General features: G+C 65.0%; 15 protein-coding genes and 1 tRNA gene. 10 read left to right on the top strand and 6 right to left on the bottom strand.

Annotated features, from left to right (window positions below; genetic code table 11):
• Window positions 1-32: 32 nt before the first annotated feature.
• Window positions 33-533, bottom strand: a complete 501-nt coding sequence (locus MKK49_RS13870; RefSeq protein ID WP_244029327.1) for a hypothetical protein — start codon at window positions 531-533, stop codon at window positions 33-35.
• A 189-nt stretch (window positions 534-722) separates the two neighbouring features.
• On the opposite strand from MKK49_RS13870, the gene argC reads away from it, so the two are divergent.
• Window positions 723-1,661 carry an N-acetyl-gamma-glutamyl-phosphate reductase gene (gene argC, locus MKK49_RS13865; RefSeq protein WP_244029325.1) on the top strand — a complete coding sequence of 313 codons (939 nt, stop codon included), beginning with the start codon at window positions 723-725 and terminating at the stop codon, window positions 1,659-1,661.
• Window positions 1,662-1,792: 131 nt separating this feature from the next.
• The gene (locus MKK49_RS13860) at window positions 1,793-2,836 is read left to right on the top strand and encodes a cytochrome-c peroxidase (RefSeq protein WP_244029323.1); all 1,044 of its coding nucleotides are present in this window, start codon (window positions 1,793-1,795) and stop codon (window positions 2,834-2,836) included.
• 90 nt (window positions 2,837-2,926) lie between these two features.
• Here MKK49_RS13860 and MKK49_RS13855 read toward each other — a convergent pair whose 3' ends face one another.
• Window positions 2,927-3,088 carry a hypothetical protein gene (locus MKK49_RS13855; protein ID WP_244029321.1) on the bottom strand — a complete coding sequence of 54 codons (162 nt, stop codon included), beginning with the start codon at window positions 3,086-3,088 and terminating at the stop codon, window positions 2,927-2,929.
• Between the two features lie 302 nt (window positions 3,089-3,390).
• Here MKK49_RS13855 and MKK49_RS13850 point away from each other — a divergent pair, with 302 nt between their 5' ends.
• Entirely contained in the window at window positions 3,391-4,428 is a 1,038-nt protein-coding gene (locus MKK49_RS13850; protein ID WP_244029319.1) for a hypothetical protein, read from the top strand.
• A 71-nt stretch (window positions 4,429-4,499) separates the two neighbouring features.
• On the opposite strand, the gene MKK49_RS13845 is transcribed toward MKK49_RS13850, so the two are convergent.
• Complete coding sequence (locus tag MKK49_RS13845; RefSeq protein ID WP_244029317.1) at window positions 4,500-4,847, bottom strand: hypothetical protein; 348 nt, start codon at window positions 4,845-4,847, stop codon at window positions 4,500-4,502.
• A gap of 312 nt (window positions 4,848-5,159) precedes the next feature.
• Here MKK49_RS13845 and MKK49_RS13840 point away from each other — a divergent pair, with 312 nt between their 5' ends.
• The 4 genes from MKK49_RS13840 (at window position 5,160) to MKK49_RS13825 (ending at window position 14,235) form a co-directional block, all read left to right on the top strand.
• The gene (locus MKK49_RS13840; protein WP_244029315.1) at window positions 5,160-8,027 is read left to right on the top strand and encodes an EAL domain-containing protein; all 2,868 of its coding nucleotides are present in this window, start codon (window positions 5,160-5,162) and stop codon (window positions 8,025-8,027) included.
• Window positions 8,028-8,044: 17 nt separating this feature from the next.
• A complete protein-coding gene (locus tag MKK49_RS13835) occupies window positions 8,045-10,054 on the top strand; it encodes a matrixin family metalloprotease (RefSeq protein ID WP_244029313.1) in 2,010 nt (669 codons plus the stop codon).
• A gap of 390 nt (window positions 10,055-10,444) precedes the next feature.
• Window positions 10,445-12,631 (top strand): glycosyltransferase family 61 protein, encoded by a 2,187-nt coding sequence (locus tag MKK49_RS13830; RefSeq protein ID WP_244029310.1) that lies wholly within the window; start codon window positions 10,445-10,447, stop codon window positions 12,629-12,631.
• A gap of 521 nt (window positions 12,632-13,152) precedes the next feature.
• Window positions 13,153-14,235, top strand: a complete 1,083-nt coding sequence (locus MKK49_RS13825; protein ID WP_244029308.1) for a class I SAM-dependent methyltransferase — start codon at window positions 13,153-13,155, stop codon at window positions 14,233-14,235.
• 170 nt (window positions 14,236-14,405) lie between these two features.
• Here MKK49_RS13825 and MKK49_RS13820 read toward each other — a convergent pair whose 3' ends face one another.
• Window positions 14,406-15,107, bottom strand: coding sequence for a class I SAM-dependent methyltransferase (locus MKK49_RS13820; protein WP_244029306.1), 702 nt, complete (start codon window positions 15,105-15,107; stop codon window positions 14,406-14,408).
• Between the two features lie 484 nt (window positions 15,108-15,591).
• Window positions 15,592-15,667, bottom strand: a tRNA-Thr gene (locus tag MKK49_RS13815).
• A 217-nt stretch (window positions 15,668-15,884) separates the two neighbouring features.
• Between MKK49_RS13815 and MKK49_RS13810 the strand changes: the two genes are divergently transcribed.
• The 3 genes from MKK49_RS13810 to MKK49_RS13800 are packed head-to-tail and all read left to right on the top strand — an operon-like array spanning window position 15,885 to window position 17,472.
• A complete protein-coding gene (locus MKK49_RS13810; protein ID WP_244029304.1) occupies window positions 15,885-16,367 on the top strand; it encodes a TerB family tellurite resistance protein in 483 nt (160 codons plus the stop codon).
• Window positions 16,364-16,759: a CidA/LrgA family protein gene (locus tag MKK49_RS13805; protein ID WP_244029302.1), complete on the top strand. Its 396-nt coding sequence runs from the start codon at window positions 16,364-16,366 to the stop codon at window positions 16,757-16,759. The genes MKK49_RS13810 and MKK49_RS13805 overlap by 4 nt, the downstream gene beginning before the upstream one ends.
• Window positions 16,756-17,472 carry an LrgB family protein gene (locus tag MKK49_RS13800; RefSeq protein ID WP_244029300.1) on the top strand — a complete coding sequence of 239 codons (717 nt, stop codon included), beginning with the start codon at window positions 16,756-16,758 and terminating at the stop codon, window positions 17,470-17,472. The genes MKK49_RS13805 and MKK49_RS13800 overlap by 4 nt, the downstream gene beginning before the upstream one ends.
• A gap of 7 nt (window positions 17,473-17,479) precedes the next feature.
• Here MKK49_RS13800 and MKK49_RS13795 read toward each other — a convergent pair whose 3' ends face one another.
• Complete coding sequence (locus MKK49_RS13795; RefSeq protein ID WP_244029298.1) at window positions 17,480-19,582, bottom strand: ABC transporter ATP-binding protein/permease; 2,103 nt, start codon at window positions 19,580-19,582, stop codon at window positions 17,480-17,482.
• Window positions 19,583-19,676 lie beyond the last annotated feature (94 nt).

Raw genomic sequence — 19,676 nt, 5'->3', positions numbered from 1 at the left:
TAGGCGCAGCGCCCCGGAACGGCAATCGCCGGTCAGGCGTGCAGGGCTTGCGCGAGTTGGTCCTTCGACATCTTCGAACGGCCGGAAATGTTCTTTTCGCGCGCGGCTCTCAACAGATCGGCCTTGGTCCGACCCTGCCCCTCGCGGGCCGCGGCGGTCTTCTTCGCCACGTCGGCGGGCTGCTTCGAATGCTGGCGACCCTTGGCGGAATCGGCACGTTTCTTCCGCGTCGAGCGGTCGTACTCCGCGTCGGAGAGCTTTTCGCGGGCGGCCTTCGGCAGATAGCGCTCACCGGTTTCGCCGCTCTTCTCACCCGACTTCGTGTCCCACTTCTCCTCGGTCCATTCGGTGAGGTGATTGCCGGCTGACTTCTTGCCCGCGTAACCGCCGCCGGCCTCCTTGTACGCCTTCGTCGCGGCCTGCGCCTTGCGCGCCGACCATTGCCCGGGCTTGCCGCCCTTGTCGGATTCGGTGACGTCCTTCTTGACCTTCTCCCACAGGGCCGGATCGGTCTTCTTCGCGGTGGCGGACATGGCTGCATCCCGGATTGTTCGCCCGGACAACCGGACGGGGCAGCCCCGCGTTCCGTGCGGGTCGCGCATCCCCATCTGTCATGAAACCGTCCTTTGGCCCGGCGATAGCATCGCCTCGACAAGGGGGCCGGCGCGTCGCATCACGCGGGGCGACGGCCCGGACGGACCAGCGGCAGGAACATCACGGCAATGAGCGAGCACGGTGCGGGGCACAGGCCCACGGTCTTCATCGACGGCGAGGCGGGCACCACCGGTCTCGGCATCCGCGAGCGCCTGGAGCGCGACGGCCGCGTCGCCCTCAGGAGCATCCCGCACGAGAGCCGCAAGGACATCGCCGTCAAGCGTGCCCTGATGGAGTCCGTGGACCTCGTGGTCCTGTGCCTGCCGGACGACGCGGCGCGCGAGACCGTGGCGCTGGCCGATGCCATGCCCGGCGGCGGCCCGCACATCCTCGACGCCAGCACCGCCCACCGGGTCGATCCGGCCTGGGCCTACGGGTTTGCCGAGCTGACACCCGGCCAGCCGCAGGCGATCCGAGAGTCGCGCCGGGTGGCGAACCCCGGCTGCTATCCCACGGGCGCCATCGCGTTGATTCGCCCCCTGGTCGAGGCCGGCCTGATCCCGGCCGATTCCCCCATCAGCATCAACGCGGTGAGCGGCTACAGCGGCGGCGGCAAGGGCATGATCGAGACCTACGAGGCGGGGGAGGGCGCGCCGTTCCAGCTCTACGGCCTCGCCTTCGCCCACAAGCACCTGCCCGAAACGCAGGTCTATGGTGGCCTGACGCGGCGGCCGATCTTCATTCCGTCCGTGGGCAACTTCCGCCAGGGCATGCTGGTGAGTATCCCGCTCCACCTCGATACGCTCCCGGGCAAGCCGAAGCCGGCGTCCCTCGAGGCGGCCTTGCAGGCTTACTATGCGGACGCCGAGCTCGTCCGCGTGATCCCCGGCCCGCACCCCGAGCGCCTCGAGCCGGAAGATCTCAACGACACCGACGGCCTCGAATTGCGGGTGTTCGGCTCCGACGCCTACGGGCAGGCCGTCCTGGTCGCGCGCTTGGACAACCTCGGAAAAGGCGCATCCGGCGCGGCGGCGCAGAACATCGGTCTGATGCTCGGCCTCGACTGAACCGGCGACGCCGCGGAGGCCGTGCGTCTTCCCGGGTCGTTGCAAGGTTGGAAGCGTGCGACTTGTGATCGACCCGGGTGACGAATCGTTCATTCCTGAGCGGTAGCCTTCCCGTGTCTCGGGAGACTACGATGCGGTGGAAGATCGGCGGCGCCTGCGCGGTCGCCGGGTTGGTCGCTTACGCGGCGAGCTTTGCGATGGGTACGATCCCCGGACCGGCACAGGCCGTCTCGGATCTCGGAGACATGCGCGCGGCGTTTCAGACACCGGACGAGACGGTGTTTCCGGCCGCCAACCCCTACAGCGTCGAAAAGGCCGCCCTCGGCCAGCGTCTGTTCTTCGATCCGGAGCTGTCGGGCACCCGATCGATGTCCTGCGCCTCGTGCCATGATCCGTCCAAGGGCTGGAGCGAGAACCGGCCGCGCGGGATCGGCGAGGTCGGAATGCCGATGAAGTTCCGCACACCGACCCTGCTGCACGTGGCGATGGCACCGATCCTCGGCTGGGACGGCAAGTTCCGCTCCTTGGAGCACGTGACGTTCACGCCGATCACCTCGCCGGCGGTGATGAATCTGCCCGAGAGTGTCCTGATCCAGCGCCTGCGGAGCGATGCCGGTTACGTCACCGCCTTCGCCGCCGCGTTCGCGGACGGAGCGATCACCCGAGCCAACATCGAGCAAGCCCTGGCCACCTACCAGCGCACGATCCGGCCCGGCCCTTCGGCCTTCGACAGCTGGATCGCCGGGGACGTGCGGGCGATCTCGGCACGCGCCCAGGACGGGTTCCGCCTGTTCACGGGCAAGGCCCGCTGCGCCGAATGCCATGGCGGGGCCGCCTTCACCGACGCGTCCTTCCACGACATCGGCGTCGGCCAGGCTGAGGATATCGGCCGCGGGGCGTTCTTCCCAACCTCGCGGATGCTGCGCTACGCCTTCAAGACGCCGACCCTGCGGGACGTCGCCATCCGGGCGCCCTACATGCACGACGGCTCCCTGGCGACCCTGGAGGCGGTCATCGACCTCTACGACCGTGGCGGCATCGACCGTCCGAGCCGTGCGACGGATGTCCGGCCCCTCAACCTGACGTCCTCCGAGAAGGCGGACCTGATCGCCTTCCTCAAGACCCTGACCAGCTCGGGACCGTCCCCGACGGTGGACGCCGCCACGCTGCACTGATCGTCGGCTCACGTCCCGCGTGCTGCCTCGTCGCGCCGGCTCGTCACCCCGTTCGTCGGACAGAGGCCCCGTGCTGGCGCAGCCGGAGCGTCAGCGCATGAGTGGAAGGCTCGATCCGATCAGGACGAGGCCGGTCAGCAGAAGGCGGCCGCTCCACAGCTCGTAATGCTCCGTTCGCTCGGTTACCCGGGTGGAGGCGTAGGACAGGGCTCCCCCGGCGAACAGGCTCGCGGCACTCAGAACGGCGATCATCGGTGGGGTCTCCGGCGGTGACGACACCGATACGCTGGAACAGACCCGGTTACCGAACCCTGTAACCCCGGCCCCGTTCCATCGGTCCCCTTCACGAATGGTTTCCGCACACCCTCGAAACCTTCGCCGGTTTCGCGTCGAATACGGTGGGCGGCGTTAACCAACGAGTCATGTTTGTTAACAAGATCCTTCCGCGTCAACGCGAAACTGAGTAAATTCGGTCGTGTTGAGGGTGTGGCCAGAGCACCCCACCGAAATCTTCCCAGATCCTCAGCCAAATCCTTTCGCAAGGGGCTATCGCCATGCGTATCGCGAGTGCACGGCTGCCGCGCCCGGCCTCCTGGACGGCTGCGGCTTGCCTGAGCTTCGCAGGGGTCGGTTCGGCGCAGGCGCACGTGAAGTGGTTCTGCGCCTACGACGTGGTCGGAGCGCCGCGCGGCCTCGAGACCGTGCTGTGCGCCGATTTCGAGAAACTCGCCGCCCTCTCGATCCTCGCCCTCGTGGTCGGCGGTCTCTTCGAAGGCACCGTGCTCGGGGCGGCCATGACGCGGTCCCTCGACCGGGTGACGGGGTGGGCGCGGACGAACACCGAGCTCATGTTCCGCGCCGTGTGCGGCGGGTTCTTCGTCGCCCTATGGTCGGTCGGCGGCATCATCCTGACGCCCGAACTCACCACGACGAACCCGGCTCTGCCCTGGCTGCAGCTCGCCATCGCGGTCGGCTTCCTGTGGCGCGCCACCCTGCCGTTCTCGGCGGCCGGCATCGTCGCCCTGTTCGCCATCGCGGCGAGCCAGTACGGCGCCTTCCACCTCGCCGATTATCCGATCTTCCTCGGCCTCGCCGCCTACCTCGTGCTGACGGCGTTCCAGCGCGACCTGTTCGGCCTGCGCCCCCTTGACGTGGTGCGCTATGCCGCCGCCATCACCCTGATGTGGGCCTCCGTCGAGAAGTGGGCCTATCCCCAGTGGAGCTTCCCGCTCTTCGTCGAGCACCCGGCCATGACCCTGGGCTTCGACGGCGAGTACTTCATGAAGGCCGCCGGGGCGGTGGAGTTCGTACTGGCCTTCGCCCTGGTCTGCACGCCCCTCGTCCGCCGCATCGCCGCGATCCTGCTGGCCGCGGCCTTCGTCTCGGCGATCTTCGAGTTCGGTAAGATCGACGCCATCGGGCATGCTCCGATCATCGTCGCCATGGTGGCCATCGCCGCCGACGACGTGGCCGTCCCCCAGCGCCTGCGCACCCTCGTGATGATGCCGATGGGCTACGCCACGGCACTCGCCTGCTTCATCGGCCTCTACTACGGCGCCCACGCCGCCTTGTACGGCTCGATGGCTCTTTGAAGACCATCCGCTGCAACGAACGCTTCGCCGCGGGGCCGAAGGGACACTTCGCCAGGGCCATGACGGCGGCCTCAGCGCTCCTCGACACGCACGGTGAGCTTCATCTTCGGGTGGATGCCGCACAGGACCGCGAAGGTTCCGACCACGGGAAACACGATCCTGGCCTTCTCGCCGGGTTCCTGATCCCCGGAATCGAACGTGAAGTCCGGCGCATCGACATAGGCATGGTGCAGGAGGTCGGCGTCGTCGTTGAGCACCTGCACGGTCTCGCCCCGCTTGATCACCAGGGCGGCCGGCTGGAACGCACGCCCCTTCTGGGACACGTCGTAGACGCGCGCGCCGATGGCCGAGACCGTGATGGCCGTGGCGCCCGTGGCCGCGAGGGCCGTTATCGCTGCCACACGAAGCAGAGCGTGCATGAACCCTCCAATCTGTCAGCTCGGCCCACCGTCGGCGCACCGCAGCGTCGGGGTCTCGAGCCGGGGTATCGCAGTTCGAACGACACGATGCGGCCCGCGGGGTGAAGGCCCGGTTAAACATCTCCCGCGAGGTTCCCGGCTACGCCGTGCCGTTCGAGGCAGGAACCGGCGGGGATCAGAGCTTCCCGAGGCATTCCGAAACGCTATCCCAACGGCCGGACCGCGCAGGACTGCAAGATCACCTTAACCTGTCGCTGCCAAGGCTTGCGTCTCCATGCCAAGACCTGAGATTTTGGCGACGGGAACCTGTCGATGATCCCCCCTGAGAGCCTCCCCTCTCACCACCGCGTCCCATACCCGCGTGCCGCCCTCCACGGCATCCAGCGGATGCTCGGCACCATCCGCGGCCGCATCACCATCGCGTTCCTCGTCACCAGCACCATCACGGCGACCCTCGGCCTGTCCGCCGCGACCAGCATCCGGCGCGCCGACGAACTCGTGAGCCGGACGTTCGACAATTCCCTGATGTCGATCAATTACGCGCGTGCCGCCGCCGCCGACTTCGCCGGCATGCGTGCCGCCGACGCCCGGCGCTGGACGACAGCCGACGCGGCCATGCGCAGCGCCCTCAACCAGCGGATCGCCGCCCTCCGGCAATCCTACAAGGAAAGCCTCGAGATCGCCGTCGACCGGGCACAGTCGGTCCGGGCGAGCCGAGCGGCCGTGGCCGTGGCCGGCGAGGTCGAGGAATGGCTCGGAGCGCGCCTCAAGCTCTCGGACGGACCGGGACAGGAAGCGGCCTGGGCCGCCCTCGACCGGCACGCCGTGGCGGCCGAGGAGAACTTCGACCTTCTCATCAACTACACCGCCGGCGACGGCTTCACCTACCGGCAGGAGGCCCGCGCCGTCGTCGCCCGCGAGACGATGCTCAACCTCATCGGTACCCTGATCGCCATCCTGCTGTCCGGCACGGTGGCCTACGCCCTCGGCCGCCGCATCATCCGCCCCCTGGCCGACGCCTCGCAGGTGGCATCGCGCATCGCGGCAGGTGATCTCAGCGGCGATATCCCGGCCGGCAGCGCCGACGAGGTCGGCCGCCTCCTCGCCTCCATGGAGGTGATGCGCAACAACATCCGCAGCGCGATGGAGCAGGAGGTCGCCCAGCGCGTCACCGCCGAAGCCCACCTCGCCGACGCCCTCGAGACCTCTCAGGAGGGCATCGTGGTGGTGAATGCGGACGGACACGTCGCCCTCACCAACGGCCAGGCGGAATCCTATCTCGGTGTGGACGCGGGCTCGATCCCGCCCGGCACCACCGTGGCGCAGCTCGCCGCGGCCGCGTCGGACCCGACCAATCTCGCCCACGCCCTCCTGCGCCCCGCCGACAGGCACGACGAGCACCGCCTGAGCGACGGCCGCTGGCTGCGGATCGGCCGGAGCCGAACCCTGGACGGCGGGTTCATGGCCGTGTGCAGCGACATCACCCTGCTGAAGGATCAGGAGGCCCGCCTCGTCTCGACCAACCTGCGCCTCGACACGGCCCTGGACAACATGTCCCAGGGCCTATGCCTGTTCGACGCCGAGGGTCGGCTCACGGTGGTCAACCGCCGCTATTTCGAGATCTTCGATCTGCCGCCGGACTCCCAGATCCTGGGCCTCACGCAGGCGAAGCTCGTGGGGCTCGGGGGCATTGCGGCGCTGGGCCGTGAGGTCGCCTTGACCGGACCGGACGGGACGATCAAGGGACGGGACCTGAAGCACCTCAAGAACGGCCGTATCATCGCCATCTCCCACAAGGCCGTGGCCGGCGGCGGGATGGTGGCGACCTACGAGGACGTGACCGAACGGCGGCAGGCGGAGGCGCGCATCGCCTTCATGGCCCGCCACGACGTGCTCACCGGCCTGCCGAACCGAACCGTCTTCGTCGAGCGCATCAACGAAGCCCTGGCCCATCTCGGACGCGGCAGCCGGTTCTCCGTGCTCTGCCTCGATCTCGACCGGTTCAAGGAGGTCAACGACACCCTGGGGCATCCCGTCGGCGACGCCCTCCTGCGCGCCGTCGCCGAGCGCCTCGGCGCCTGCGTGCGCGAGGTCGATACGGTGGCGCGCCTCGGCGGCGACGAATTCGCCATCATCCTCACGGACATCCATCGGCCGGACGATGCGGCGGTGCTGGCCCGACGCATCGTCGAGGTCATCAGCACGCCCTACAACCTCGACGGCCATCTCGTCAGCGTCGGCGTGAGCATCGGCATCTGCTTCGCGCCGGGCGACGGCACCAGTTGCGACAAGCTCCTCAAGAACGCCGACGTTGCCCTTTACCGTGCCAAGGCCGATGGCCGGGGCACGTGGCGCTTCTTCGAGATCGACATGGACATCCGGCTCCAGGCCCGGCGTGCCCTCGAGCTCGACCTGCGCGAGGCCCTGGCCAACGGCGAATTCCAGCTGCACTACCAGCCGATCTACGACTTCCGGGCCCGGCGCATCGGCGGGTTCGAGGCGCTGGTGCGCTGGCAGCACCCGACGCGCGGCCTGGTGCCGCCCGGCGAATTCATCACCATCGCGGAAGAGATCGGCCTCATCGTGCCGCTCGGCACCTGGTGCCTGAAGACCGCCTGCGAGGAGGCCATGCGCTGGCCCGATGGCATCAAGGTCGCGGTCAACGTCTCGGCGGTGCAGTTCCGCGACGAGATCGTCGTCGCCTCCGTGCGCGAGGCCCTGGCGGCGAGCCGGCTTCCCCCCGCGCGCCTCGAACTGGAGATCACCGAATCGGTCCTGCTCAAGGACAACGTCGCCACCCTGGCGACCCTGCACGCCCTGCGGCGCCTCGGGGTCCGCATCGCCATGGACGATTTCGGCACCGGCTACTCGTCCCTGAGCTACCTGCGGAGTTTCCCCTTCGACAAGATCAAGATCGACCAGTCGTTCGTGCGCGACATCACCCCGGCATCCGATTCCGGCCTCATTGTCCGGGCAGTGATCGGGCTCGGCGCGAGTCTCGGCATGCGCACGACCGGCGAGGGCATCGAAACGCAGACGCAGTTCGATCGCCTCCAGGCTGAAGGGTGCGACGAGGGCCAAGGCTACCTCATCGCCAAGCCCGGCCCGGCCGCCACCGTGCCGGAAGTGATCGCGCGATGGTCCGATACGCGGTCACGCCCCGCGCGGGCAGTGGCCTGAGGCGGGAACGGGACGGCATGGCGAACTATGTTCTCGAAGGGCCGAAATTCGGCTCCCCCACCCTGGGAACGGCGGGCGGGACGGTGACATGGGCGGTGGATGCCACGGTGCCCACCGCCTTCGTGTCGACCCTGACCCAGGCCTTCGCCGACTGGTCGCGCTACGCCAACATCCAGTTCACCCAGGTCGCGTCCGTCGCGAGCGCCACCATCGACATCGGTTTTGCCGCCATCGACGGGCTGTCGAAGATCCTCGGCGACGCGACCTACAGCTACCGTGGCGGCCAGATGCTCTCGGCCGCGATCCGCTTCGACAGCGACGAGGGCTGGCACGCCGGCAGTGGCGGCATCGTCAGCCAGGGCAACGCGAACTTCTTCGTCGTGGCCGTGCACGAGATCGGACACGCCATCGGGCTCGGCCATTACGACGCGACGCCTTCGGTGATGAACGCGTACGTCAACCGCGCGGTGACGGACCTCCTGGCCTCGGACATCGAGGGCATCCGTGCCCTCTACGGCACGGCCGCGCGGACCTTCGACGGCTCGGCTCCCGTCACCGTGGCCAAGGCCGAATCCGTCGCCCTGACGGTGAGCCCGGGGACCTTCGTCAGTGCCACGGAGGCCAATGGTTCCGTCACCCTGGCCTTCGGGACCCAGGCCGTCACCGTCACCGGTGCGAGCCTGAATTCGGGCGGTCTGCCCGGCGTGACGTTCGCCGACGGCGACTTCCTCGTCGGCGGCGACGGCGTGTCCCTGAGCGGCACGAAGGCGAACGCCCTCATCCTCGGGGGCGCGGGTGCCGCGCGGATCACCGACGTGGTCGATCCGGCTCAGGCGCCCGGCACGCACATCATCTTCGGCGGCCTCGGTTTCGCCGACGCCAACGACGGGGCCGACACGATCGTCTTCGGCGGCAAGGGCTCGTGGGGCGTCTTCGGCAATGCCGGGGCCGACAGCCTGCAGCAGGGCACGGCCGCCTTCGATGCGCAGAGCTACGTCTCGGTGTTCGGCGGCCGCGACGACGATGCCCTGCGTCTCACCGACACGCGCAACCTCGACGCCAAGATGGCGATCTACGGTGGCGAGGGCTCCGACACGATCCGGGTGTTCAACACCGGCGCGGACGCCGCCACCGCCATCTTCGGCGGTCAGGGCGCGGCCGACCCCACGGACGCGGCCGACGCGATCCATTTCGCGGGCGGCGGCCGGGTCACGATCTACGGCAACGGCGGCAACGATTCCGTCACCGTCGGCACGGGCACGGACCTCGACGCCACCACCGTGGCGGCGGTCTATGGCGGCGCCGGCACCGACACCCTCGCGTACGACGCCGGCCAGACCCGGACCGTGGCGTCCCTGTTCGGCGGTGAGGACGGCGACGTGATCCGGGTGCACAACACCGGCACCACGGTGATCTACGGCGACACCGCCGCCGCCGATCCGGCCGGCGGCAACGACAGCATCGCGTTCGTGGGCTCCGGCACGGTGACGATCTACGCCACCGGGGGCGACGACACCGTGACCGTGACCGTGGAGAGCGCCAGCCCGGCCAACGCCTTCGCCGTGTACGGCGGCGGCGGCAACGACAGCCTCACCCTCACGGCCGCCACCCCCGGCGCCCTCGCGGCGGGAAGCTTCACGATCACCACGGGCGCCGGCGCCGACACGATCACCCTGCGTACGGACGTGAGCGCCGCAGCGACCGCCACCGTGACGATCACGGATTTCACCCTCGGCCAGGATCGCCTCGCCCTCACGGGCACCGGCGCGGCAGGTCCCCTGACGATCGCCGTGGGAACCCCGGGCTCCCTCCAGGAAGCCCTCGACCTCGCCGCCGCCACGGCCTCGGGGAACGGTGTGACTGCGAACGGTACTGCGGCTGTCGTCTATGCCAGCGACGCCTATGTCGTGCACAACGTTGCGGCCGACACGCGCTTCACCATGTCGGTGGATCAGATGATCCGGCTGATCGGGGTGACGGATCTGGCTGGGTTGGGGGGGGCGACGAGCGTATCTGTCTCAGGTTGACTTTCGAGCGCCTAATTGAACCGTTAAATTTGATTAGAAGAAAAGAATTTAAAGGTAAAATTTCTAAAAGCTTCATTGATATCGGCCTGCCGCTTCTAGTGGATAGGCAGACCGGGGAAGCGGTTGAACCAAGCGTGGGGACCCAAAACGGGCCCAGCGGTGGCCTTCAGGCGTGCAGAGACGGCCGCTCGCAGGCGCGCGAAGGCGTCCGCGTCGGGGGACGTGGTCATGATCGACTCCGTGGTGGTGGGTCTGAAGGTTTCGGGTCGCGCTCAAGAATGAGCGGAGCGGAGGGGGGGGCCGGCGATCGCGCAGCTGCCCCGTTTTCAAATCGAGACCAGGCCGCTAGGTTCGCGCCGCATCCGATCTCAGCACGAGCGGTCCAGAGTGATGACGAAGCCCGACCGTTACGGTGCGATCCCCGCGATCGAGGCGGTACGCTGGAGCGAACAGCCGTCTGACGAACGTCGCGCCGTCAAGGTGGGGCTGAGGGCAGCAGCCCCGACGAGGCCTGCAGATTTGCGTCGGTTTGCCGGCGGACCCGATCAAGAGGGAATGTTCGGGGGGTTCGCGGGGATGACTCCCACGATCAGTTCCGTCGGCGTCTACCTTCTGCGCAACTGCGAGGTGCGAGGGCTCGCCTTCGCTTACCTGGATGGCAGACTGGTCGATGAACCTGACCTAATCCCATCGTACGTTCGCCACGACGTGGACCGTGGGCAGCAGCCACAGCTCAATGCTGACCTTCCTGTGAGAAAGGTGGAAGGCCTCTCGGTTGCCTTCGTCTCTAACGCCTACCAGATTTATGGACATTGGCTGCTCGACATACTCCCGAGGCTTTGGATCGCTATTGAAATCTATGGCGTGAATAGAGCGGCCAATTTCATCATACCGAACGGTACACCTCGATTTGCCGTCGAGATTATACGTGAATACTTTGGAATTTCGACATCAGTCAACTTCGATCTCGATAGAGAAAACTTGCTCCTCGAAACTGCGGTGATTCCTTCGGTTCCCCATAACGATCACTTTTTCCATTCGATAATGAATGAGTTTGTGGATTGGCTACTCAGTCATCCTAAAGTGATTTCTGCAATGGAGACACGAACGAAATCACCTCAATTAATTTACGTGACTCGTAGGAAGTTTCGCGGCGTAAGCACTAGCTACGTGCGGTCAATTTCAAATGAAGAACAGGTGCTCGAACTTGTTAAAGATTTGGGTTTCACTGTCGTGAGCCCAGAAGAGCTACCATGGAGCGATCAGATTGCACTCTTCTCGCAGGCACGAGTGATTGCCGGCGAAGATGGGTCAGGGCTCCACAACGCCATATTTAGCCCGGCAGGAACCGCCGTGGTCTGTCTGAACCCGGCGAACCAGGTGCAGGTGTCCATCACCGCGCTACGAGGCCAGCAAATCACGGTTCTCTGCTCCCCGGAAGCGGACGGGCCGCGAACCGAGCGCGAAATAGACCTCACTCGTCTATGCATCGCCCTAAAGGCAGCAAAAAAATCGGCCGGCATACCTGTTACACAAGAGCAAATTGTCCGAGGGGATGCCTCCCAAGTGGGGCCATACTCCTTAGCTATTCAATCCGACCACGAGAAAAATCAGATACGGACTAAATATTCGCAATCACCATCTAATACGCGTCATGCCGTCTTGTTGTCGTCGTATGTGCCAGACACTGATGTTGGCCTGGCGATCGGTGAATATTACTTAGATATGCTTAGTCGTAATTTCGCCGACTGCACGGTCTATGTTGGGATCAATACAGGGTCATGCGAGCGGTGGCGGATAATGCTGGCGCAGTCTGAACTCGACATTGTTGTTTGCGAGGTTCCCCAGAGGCTCACTGTCAATTCAGATGTTGCGGGTTTTCAGGCAGTTTTACGAACATTGCGTGCGACGCGGGCTAAACACGACTACTATTGGTTCGGCCACACAAAGGGAGCCAGCCATAAGAAATATGAGGAAGCGGAGCTTCTACGATGGGTCATTGAGCGCGATTTTTGGTCTCGGCGGAACGAGATCGAAACGAATTGCGATCCAATGCAATACGGAGCGTTTCCCGCTTTGCCTATGCCAGCGGCCGGCCCTAATACAGAAGTAGTTGCCTATCTCAAGAGATTGTTTCCAACACGTTACTCACCAATTGGGTATATATCGACTAATACTTTTTTTGGCATCACCGGTATCGCGCTCCGGAACTTTCTAGCAAGCGTGGACAGCAGCTTTTTCGAACGAAATCTCCTCGATGGAACAGGCATATCGAGATATTTCTTCGAAGGAGGGTTCTCGTGGATAGGCGACATGGCCGGCTTCGAGCCATACCTCCTGCATAAGGCGTACCGCATCCCATTCGATGCCCCAGCGCTCCGAGAGCCGGGTCACCCTAACGAGTTCGAACAAAACCAACAGAGGGTTGCAGGGATGATCGAAGCGTGGCGCTTAAACCGCTCAAACTTCGATTTTCAGGGTTGGCCTGTTTGGGTTGGGGATAAAGTGCAACTAGGAACAAATCTCTACGATGCCGCCGATTTCTTTCAACGGTATCCCCAGTACCGTTCGACTTAGCAGTAAGCGCAACATCAACTGCTGATATTTTTAGCAGACTAAGATATTAAATTTCGGAATTCTGAATAAAATCGTATGCCTTAATAATACTAGCTCCGCAGATCCCAAAACCGAGCGCCTGCGGAACCTTTTCGATGACAACGAACGTGAGATCTAACAGCATTAAAGCGGCAAGCCGGCTACGCCCACTCAGCGAGTCGCCGATCCAATCCGTTGCAGCCAATTGCTGCGCTCGCGTCGACGGACGTGGTCATTGCCAGAGCGTTGAGGCCGGGACTTGATCGGTTTTTAGTTTTCGATCGGAAGCGGTCAGGCGAATTCAGCAGGATCAATGGGTTGGGATCGGGTCGCCGCTTGATCGGGGTTTGATCGCCGTCCTGGCGGTAGCCAGGCGACCTATTGGCCGGTACGTTCCAACCGCGCTTCAGGGGGTTGCGGATCTGGCTTCGTCGTGCCCGTACGATTGGGCCGAGCGCTCGCCGCAAATTTTGAGAAGTTGCTATCGGAAAAGGTCTTGGGTCATGTTTTCGATTAAAAACCTGGATGAAATCGGCGTACATTTCAGAACTGACAAATCGTCAATCGACCACAACTTTCTGAATTTCTACGACGGGTTTATTTCTCCTCTGCGAAATCGCAAAATCAAACTTCTGGAAATTGGAGTTTTAAACGGGAAATCTCTCAAGGTCTGGGAGGCCTACTTTCCGGACGCGGATATTGTTGGCGCCGATATAGTTCCAGCATCGAAGAGGTTTGAAGGCGGCCGAACCAGCATTGAGATTGTCGATCAATCCAACTTGGAAGATCTGGTTCGCCTTGGCGCGAAATACGGCCCGTTCGATGTTGTGATTGAGGATGGCTCTCATATGTGGGAGCACCAGATCACCAGCCTGCGAACGCTCTTTCCGTTCGTTAAAGATGGCGGCTATTACATTGCGGAAGATCTTCAAACGAATTTCGGCGACAGATACTCCCACTACAGGGGCGTAGCCTCAATATCCTTTGTGGAGTACGTCAAAAAGCTGGTGGATTTCAGGGTCGGGGATGAGGAAGTCAGCATCGACACGGAAGAGGATGCCTTCCTAAGAACGTACGGCAGAAGCATTGATCTAATTGCGTTCGCTAAAAGAGCATGCCTTATCAAGAAAAAGCTCAGACCAGCAGTCCGAACCGAGACAATTAATAACCAAATAGCTCCTGTAACGTCGACCGCCGGAGTTCAGGCATCGATATATGCCCACGCAAGAAACAGCGGGGACGTATATTCTCCGGAAGGCTACGTCAATTTAGGGGCTTTCTATCCCATTCAAGGCTTTGAGATTATATCTCCGGGTAGATATCTTGAGTATTGTGCTAAAATTTCGGACGGACAGTGGACGGACTGGTTTGCTGAAGGCGAGTTCATCGGCTCACGTAGCGAGATGATTACCTTCGTAGGGATTGCCGTGCGAGTTCGTGCAGACCTTCGGCATCAGTTCAGGGCCGAGGCGCTGTGCCTATTTGACGGCTGCAGCGAGGTCGTCAGAGTTGACGATGGAGAAAGGTTCGAAGACAAGAACGGCGGAAACCTCTACGGCCTGCAAATATCAATCCAGGCCGCGTAGACACGCCAAGCCAGTATCGGCAGCAGCCGCGCCATGAAGATCGGCGACGCGGTGCGGAGGCTGTCGATGGCCCGTTGGACCGCGAGGTATCGCGATCTATGGCTGGTTCAGGCCATGGAAAAAAGCCGCACGGAAGGCGGCTTAGATCGTCAATGATGCTGGCTGAAGGATTACAGCCAGAAGTATCGCCGCAAATCTTCCGCGGTCGAAACGGTTGATGTCGGGAGGATGTTGCACTCCTCGATGAACCTGCCGAAGCCGTATTCACCGAGTTCCGTCTTCGCCCATTTGCGCCAGATGGCGCTGTAGTTCTTTTCGAGCGCGTCGTTCGCTGGGTCGAGGTTCGTGCAGCAAACTAGCCCGGTCGGATACGCATCGAAAATGTGGATATCGATGTCGGGCCGGAACTCCTTGAGGATCGGCAGCACTTTCCAGACATCACCGGTCCATAGTCCGCCGTTGATCGCCCGAACGGTCTGGCCGACGTCCATCGGCACGCAGTCATGGAGGCAGACGACCGAATTAGGCTTGCAGTGCTTTTCGATGTTGATGAAGTCGCGGAGCAGCGTTTCGGCTTCATGAAGGCCGTCAAGGAACGCAAGCTCCACCGGGCCGCCGAGCAAAGCCGTCACGTTGTGATCCTGGAAGAACCGATCGCTGGTCTTCTGGAACAGCATCGTCGCCTCACGCTCGCCAGTCGGACTCTCCTTGATCTGGAAAGCAGGATCGACACACACCGTCCGGCATCGCGAGAGGCTAAGGGTCCCACCCTGGAGGGTGCCAACCTCGAAGTAGGTCCGCGGCCCCAACTCACGGTGGAACTTATCCAACAGCTGGTAGTGGGTGATTCCCTTGTGATCGTACTGGTCCAACGCCGCCTCCAAGGATGCCTGAGGACTCCTTAGAAATCGGCCAACCCGCCAGCGCAACCGAAAACTCGGGTGGTTTCCCCGGGGGCGGTGGGGTTGGCTAAACCGTTACGGACAGGGAATCCGCATGACCAACCACGTGATCACCGTTGACGTCACTCTTTAAGCCGAACGACGACAGAGCTTTTATCACAAGAACGTCAAGGCCTGCACCGATCACCAGAACGGAAAGAAGCACGGCGGCCGCCGCAAGTGGGCGACCCGTCTGCCGTCGCAAGCTTTGTCTACAGCGGCCCCTAGCCACCTGTGCACGATCCGGCGCTAACCGGTGACCGAGCAAAGCGAGACAAACGCTCGTCGTTGCGTTCCATGCCTTGATCGAGACCGTGACTGTCCACCCAGGGTTTCGAGGTCGAGGTACGCGGTCGCCTCTCCGAACTGATCGGCGAGCCGGCGTTTCCGAGCGGGCGCTACAGTGGGGGATCGGTGGTGCCGCAAGAGGGATTCGAACCCCCGACCCCCTCATTACGAATGAGGTGCTCTACCAGCTGAGCTATTGCGGCACGAGGCGGTGCGGACCTCGAGGTCGGCGCGGCGTCGTTGGAGGGGTCATATCCGGCTGGTCCCGGAATGGCAAGACGCCCCGTTGCGCCGGGCGCGCGCGGCGCCGGTGCGATGCAGCGGGGCCACGGTGGGGACGCATCGTGGGGCGGGGCGGGCCGCGTTGCTTGACGGGGGCCGGGGCGGCCTCGAAGGGTGAAGCGTCATTCGAGGATCGTCATGTCGCTCATCGCCCGCCTGCGCGCCTATGCCGCCGATGCCTTCGGGCTCGGGCAGCCCGCCGACGCCGCGGTGGGAGCCGACGAGCGGCTCGCGGCCATCGCGCTCCTCGTCCACGTCGCCCGCGCCGACGGCATCCTGGCGCCGGAGGAAACCGAGCGCCTCGCCCGCCTCGTCGAGGGGCGCTTCGCCGAAACCCGGGGCGAGGCGCAGGCCCTGATCGCGCGCGCCGCCGCCTTCGACGCGCAGACCCGGGACATGGCGGCCCTCGTCGAGATGATCGGGCACGAGGCCGGGCACGACCAGAAGGCGCGGCTGCTCGCCATGGCCTGGTCCGTGGCCGGGGCCGATGGCGAGGTCCACGAGTTCGAGGAGGCCCTGGTCTGGCGCCTCGGCGGATTGCTCGGTTTCGACGAGGCCGGCATCGCCAGGGCCCGCGCCGGAGATCCCCTCGCGGCTGAGCCGTTAGGGCGCGGCGCATGATCGTCGGCCTGACCCTGATCCTCGCCGCCCAGCTCCTCGGCGAGGCGCTGGCCCGCGCCACCGGAGTGCCGGTGCCCGGCCCCGTCATCGGCATGGCCCTGCTGCTGGTGTTCCTCGTCGTCCGCGACCGCTACGCCCGCGTCGCCGCCCGCCTCCTGCCGCCACCCCTCGTCGACGGGCAGCTCGAGGGTGCCGGGCGCGGACTTCTCGCCAACCTCTCCCTGATGTTCGTCCCGGCGGGGGCCGGCATCGTCGGGCGCCTCGACGTGCTCGCCGTGCACGGGGCGGCCCTCGCCGTCATCGTCGTGGTCTCCACCCTGACGACGCTCGCCGCCACGGCCCTCACCTTCGTCTGGGTGTCGCGTTGGATGCGGTCTGGGGAGGGGGCGTGACCGGCGATTTCGCCGTGTGGGTCTACCTGTCCCGGACCCCGCTCCTGTGGCTCACCGTGACCCTGGTGGCCTACGTGGTCGCCGACCGGATCGCCACGGCGACGAACCGGCATCCCCTGGCCAACCCGGTGCTGGTCGCCATCGCCCTCACGGCCGCGGTGCTGGAGGTGACGCACACACCCTACGCCACCTATTTCGAGGGCGCGCAGTTCGTGCACTTTCTCCTCGGGCCCGCCACCGTGGCCCTGGCATTCCCGCTCTACGAGCACCGCGCCACGGTCCTGCGCGCGCTCGCGCCGATGCTGGCGGCGCTCCTCGTCGGCTCCGTGGTCGCCCTGTCCTCGGCCCTCACCCTCGGCCACCTCCTCGGGGTGCCGCGCGCGGTGATCGTGTCCCTGGCGCCGAAATCCGTCACCACGGGCGTCGCCATGGGCATCGCCCAGACCCTGGGCGGAGACCCGACGCTCGCCGCCGTCCTCGTCATGCTCACGGGCATGACCGGGGGCATCCTGGTCACGCCGCTCATGAACGCCCTGCGCATCCGCGACATGCGGGCGCGGGGTTTCGCCGCCGGCCTCGCCGCCCACGGGGTCGGCACGGCCCGCGCCTTCCAGGTCGATGTGGTGGCGGGCGCCTTCGCCGGCATCGCGCTGGGGCTCAACGCCTTCCTCACGGCGATGCTCGCCCCCATCGCCGTGAGTTTTCTGCGATAGGTCCGCTCTATCCGGTGGTCACCGGACTCGGCACGAACCGGCCGTCGGCGCCGGCCTTCATGTCGATGCGTCGGTCGTGCAGCGCATGCAGGGTCGAACGGTGGCCGATGGAGACGATGGTGGTCTCGGGCAGGCGCTCCCGCAGCATCCGGTAGAGGTCGGCCTCGCTCGGCTCGTCGAGGGCCGCGGTGGATTCGTCGAGGAACAGCCATTGCGGCTTGGCCAGCACCGCGCGGGCGATGGCGAGGCGTTGCTGCTCACCGCCCGACAGGCGCTGATCCCAGGCATCGACCTCGTCGAGACGCTCAGTGAGCTGCGGCAGTTGCGCCGCCACCAGGGCCTCGCGGATCGCGTCGTCCGAGAACTGGTCGGTGGTGGCCGGATAGACCACGGCTCCGCGCAGGGTGCCGAGGGGAATGTAGGGCCGCTGCGGCAGCACCAGGGCCGACTGGCCCGGCGGCACCGCGATCCGCCCCTTGCCGAACGGCCAAATGCCGGCGATGGCCCGGAACAGGGTCGACTTGCCCGAGCCCGACGGACCCGTGACCAGGGTGGCGCCGCCGCGCGTCAGGGTGAAGCGGTCGGCGCTCACGATCTCGCGGCCGTCGGGCAACCCTAGGGTGATGTTCTCGGCCGTGACGTCGCTTCCCGACGCGTTGGATTGGGCCAGACCGTAGCCGGCGCCCGCCATGGCCTCGGCCTTGGTCATCGCCCGCTTGAACGAGGACAGGCGGTTGGTGTTGGCCTTGTAGGCCGCGATGGTGGTGTAGGCGTTGATGAAGAACGACAGCGACGACTGCACGTTGCTGAAGGCGTTGATGGTCTGCTGCAGGGCGCCGAAGGTGATCTTCTTCGCGAAGTACGACGGCGCGGCAATGACGAGGGGCACGATGGTGCTCGCCTGGGTGTATCCGAACGAGAAGGCGATGAGCTTGATGCGCCGGAAGATGATCTGCACGTAGTTTTCGATGATCGCGTCGAACAGCGACCGGAGTCGCACGGTCTCGGCATGCTCGCCGCGCAGGAGGGCGATCTGCTCGCCGTAGATGCGGCTGCGGGCGAGGGAGAAGCGGAAATCCGCCTCGACCCGCTCCTGCCGGAAGTCGAGCCCGATAAGGGGGCGCCCGATGATGTGGGCGAGCCAGGTGCCGACCACGGCGTAGGCGATCACCGCCCAGACGAGGAAACCCGGCACGACGGTATCGGTGAACGGCAGAACGAAGTCGCGTGACAGCGTCCACAGAATGACCATGAACGAGACGAGCTGAGCCGCCTGCGACAGGAGTCGGGTCGACAGGCTCGCCGTCTGCGAGATGAAGGCGTTGACGTCCGCCTGGATGCGCTGATCCGGGTTGTCGGCGTGCTCGTCGGTGAAGGGGATCCGGTAATGCGTGCCGTCGCCGAGCCAGCGCTGGTAGAAACTGCGCGTCAGCCACGTGCGCCAGCGGATGTGCAGGGACTGGTCGACGAACAGGTCGAACATCCCGATGCAGACGTTGAGGATCGCCAGCGGCACGAAGATCCACAGGATCTGGTACCAGAACGCGTCGAGGTTGTATTCCTGGATCGCATTGAAGAGATCGCGATACCAGAAGTTGAACCGCAGGGTCAGGGCGACGTCGGCGAAGCTGACGAAGATGGAGAGCGCCACGAGGCGCTGCCCGATCTGGCCTTCGGTTCGGCCAAACCAGCGGAACAGGCCGATCTCGCGGGTCGGCGCGTCGCTGTTCGCGAAGTAGGGATCGGCGATGAGGGTGATCGCCCGGATCGGCTTCAGGTGCGAGATGCCGAGCACGATGGCGGCGAACACCACGGCGCCCGTGGCGGCGAAGGCCGGCGGCAGCAGGGCGGCCAGGGTCGGGGGCAGCATCCCCAGGGCCGCCAGCAGCTTGGCTCCGGAGAACAGCAGATATCCGCCGCCGTAGACCGAGATGAAGATCTTCAGGTAGGCCGAGATCTTGCCCGAGGCGAGCAGGATGCCCGCCATGGCGAGACCGCTTAAGGAAACGTAGAGCGGGGGTGACGCCTCCCCGGGAAACGCCAGCAGGACGAGGGCGAACACCGCCGTCACTGCGGCCTGCAGGCCGAGGCCCGTCCTCAATACGGCCACGTGCGTCTTCTCCCCGTGATGGTCTTCAGGCCCGCGCGTTTCGGCGGAATGCAGGGGTGCGGGAGTGACGGCGGGTCGTGGCGAGATCGTGGCC

It is taken from the genome of Methylobacterium sp. J-090 (assembly GCF_022829345.1).
Taxonomy (GTDB): Bacteria; Pseudomonadota; Alphaproteobacteria; order Rhizobiales; family Beijerinckiaceae; genus Methylobacterium.
The sequence above is the reverse complement of the archived record's forward strand: the minus strand, read 5'-3'. Positions and strand labels throughout refer to the sequence as shown.

Excerpts from the sequence above, each read along its gene's own strand:
- MKK49_RS13870 (WP_244029327.1), bottom strand. The coding sequence starts at position 533 with ATGTCCGCCACCGCGAAGAAGACCGATCCGGCCCTGTGGGAGAAGGTC.
- argC (WP_244029325.1), top strand. The coding sequence starts at position 723 with ATGAGCGAGCACGGTGCGGGGCACAGGCCCACGGTCTTCATCGACGGC.
- MKK49_RS13860 (WP_244029323.1), top strand. The coding sequence starts at position 1,793 with ATGCGGTGGAAGATCGGCGGCGCCTGCGCGGTCGCCGGGTTGGTCGCT.
- MKK49_RS13855 (WP_244029321.1), bottom strand. The coding sequence starts at position 3,088 with ATGATCGCCGTTCTGAGTGCCGCGAGCCTGTTCGCCGGGGGAGCCCTG.
- MKK49_RS13850 (WP_244029319.1), top strand. The coding sequence starts at position 3,391 with ATGCGTATCGCGAGTGCACGGCTGCCGCGCCCGGCCTCCTGGACGGCT.
- MKK49_RS13845 (WP_244029317.1), bottom strand. The coding sequence starts at position 4,847 with ATGCACGCTCTGCTTCGTGTGGCAGCGATAACGGCCCTCGCGGCCACG.
- MKK49_RS13840 (WP_244029315.1), top strand. The coding sequence starts at position 5,160 with ATGATCCCCCCTGAGAGCCTCCCCTCTCACCACCGCGTCCCATACCCG.
- MKK49_RS13835 (WP_244029313.1), top strand. The coding sequence starts at position 8,045 with ATGGCGAACTATGTTCTCGAAGGGCCGAAATTCGGCTCCCCCACCCTG.
- MKK49_RS13830 (WP_244029310.1), top strand. The coding sequence starts at position 10,445 with ATGACGAAGCCCGACCGTTACGGTGCGATCCCCGCGATCGAGGCGGTA.
- MKK49_RS13825 (WP_244029308.1), top strand. The coding sequence starts at position 13,153 with ATGTTTTCGATTAAAAACCTGGATGAAATCGGCGTACATTTCAGAACT.
- MKK49_RS13810 (WP_244029304.1), top strand. The coding sequence starts at position 15,885 with ATGTCGCTCATCGCCCGCCTGCGCGCCTATGCCGCCGATGCCTTCGGG.
- MKK49_RS13805 (WP_244029302.1), top strand. The coding sequence starts at position 16,364 with ATGATCGTCGGCCTGACCCTGATCCTCGCCGCCCAGCTCCTCGGCGAG.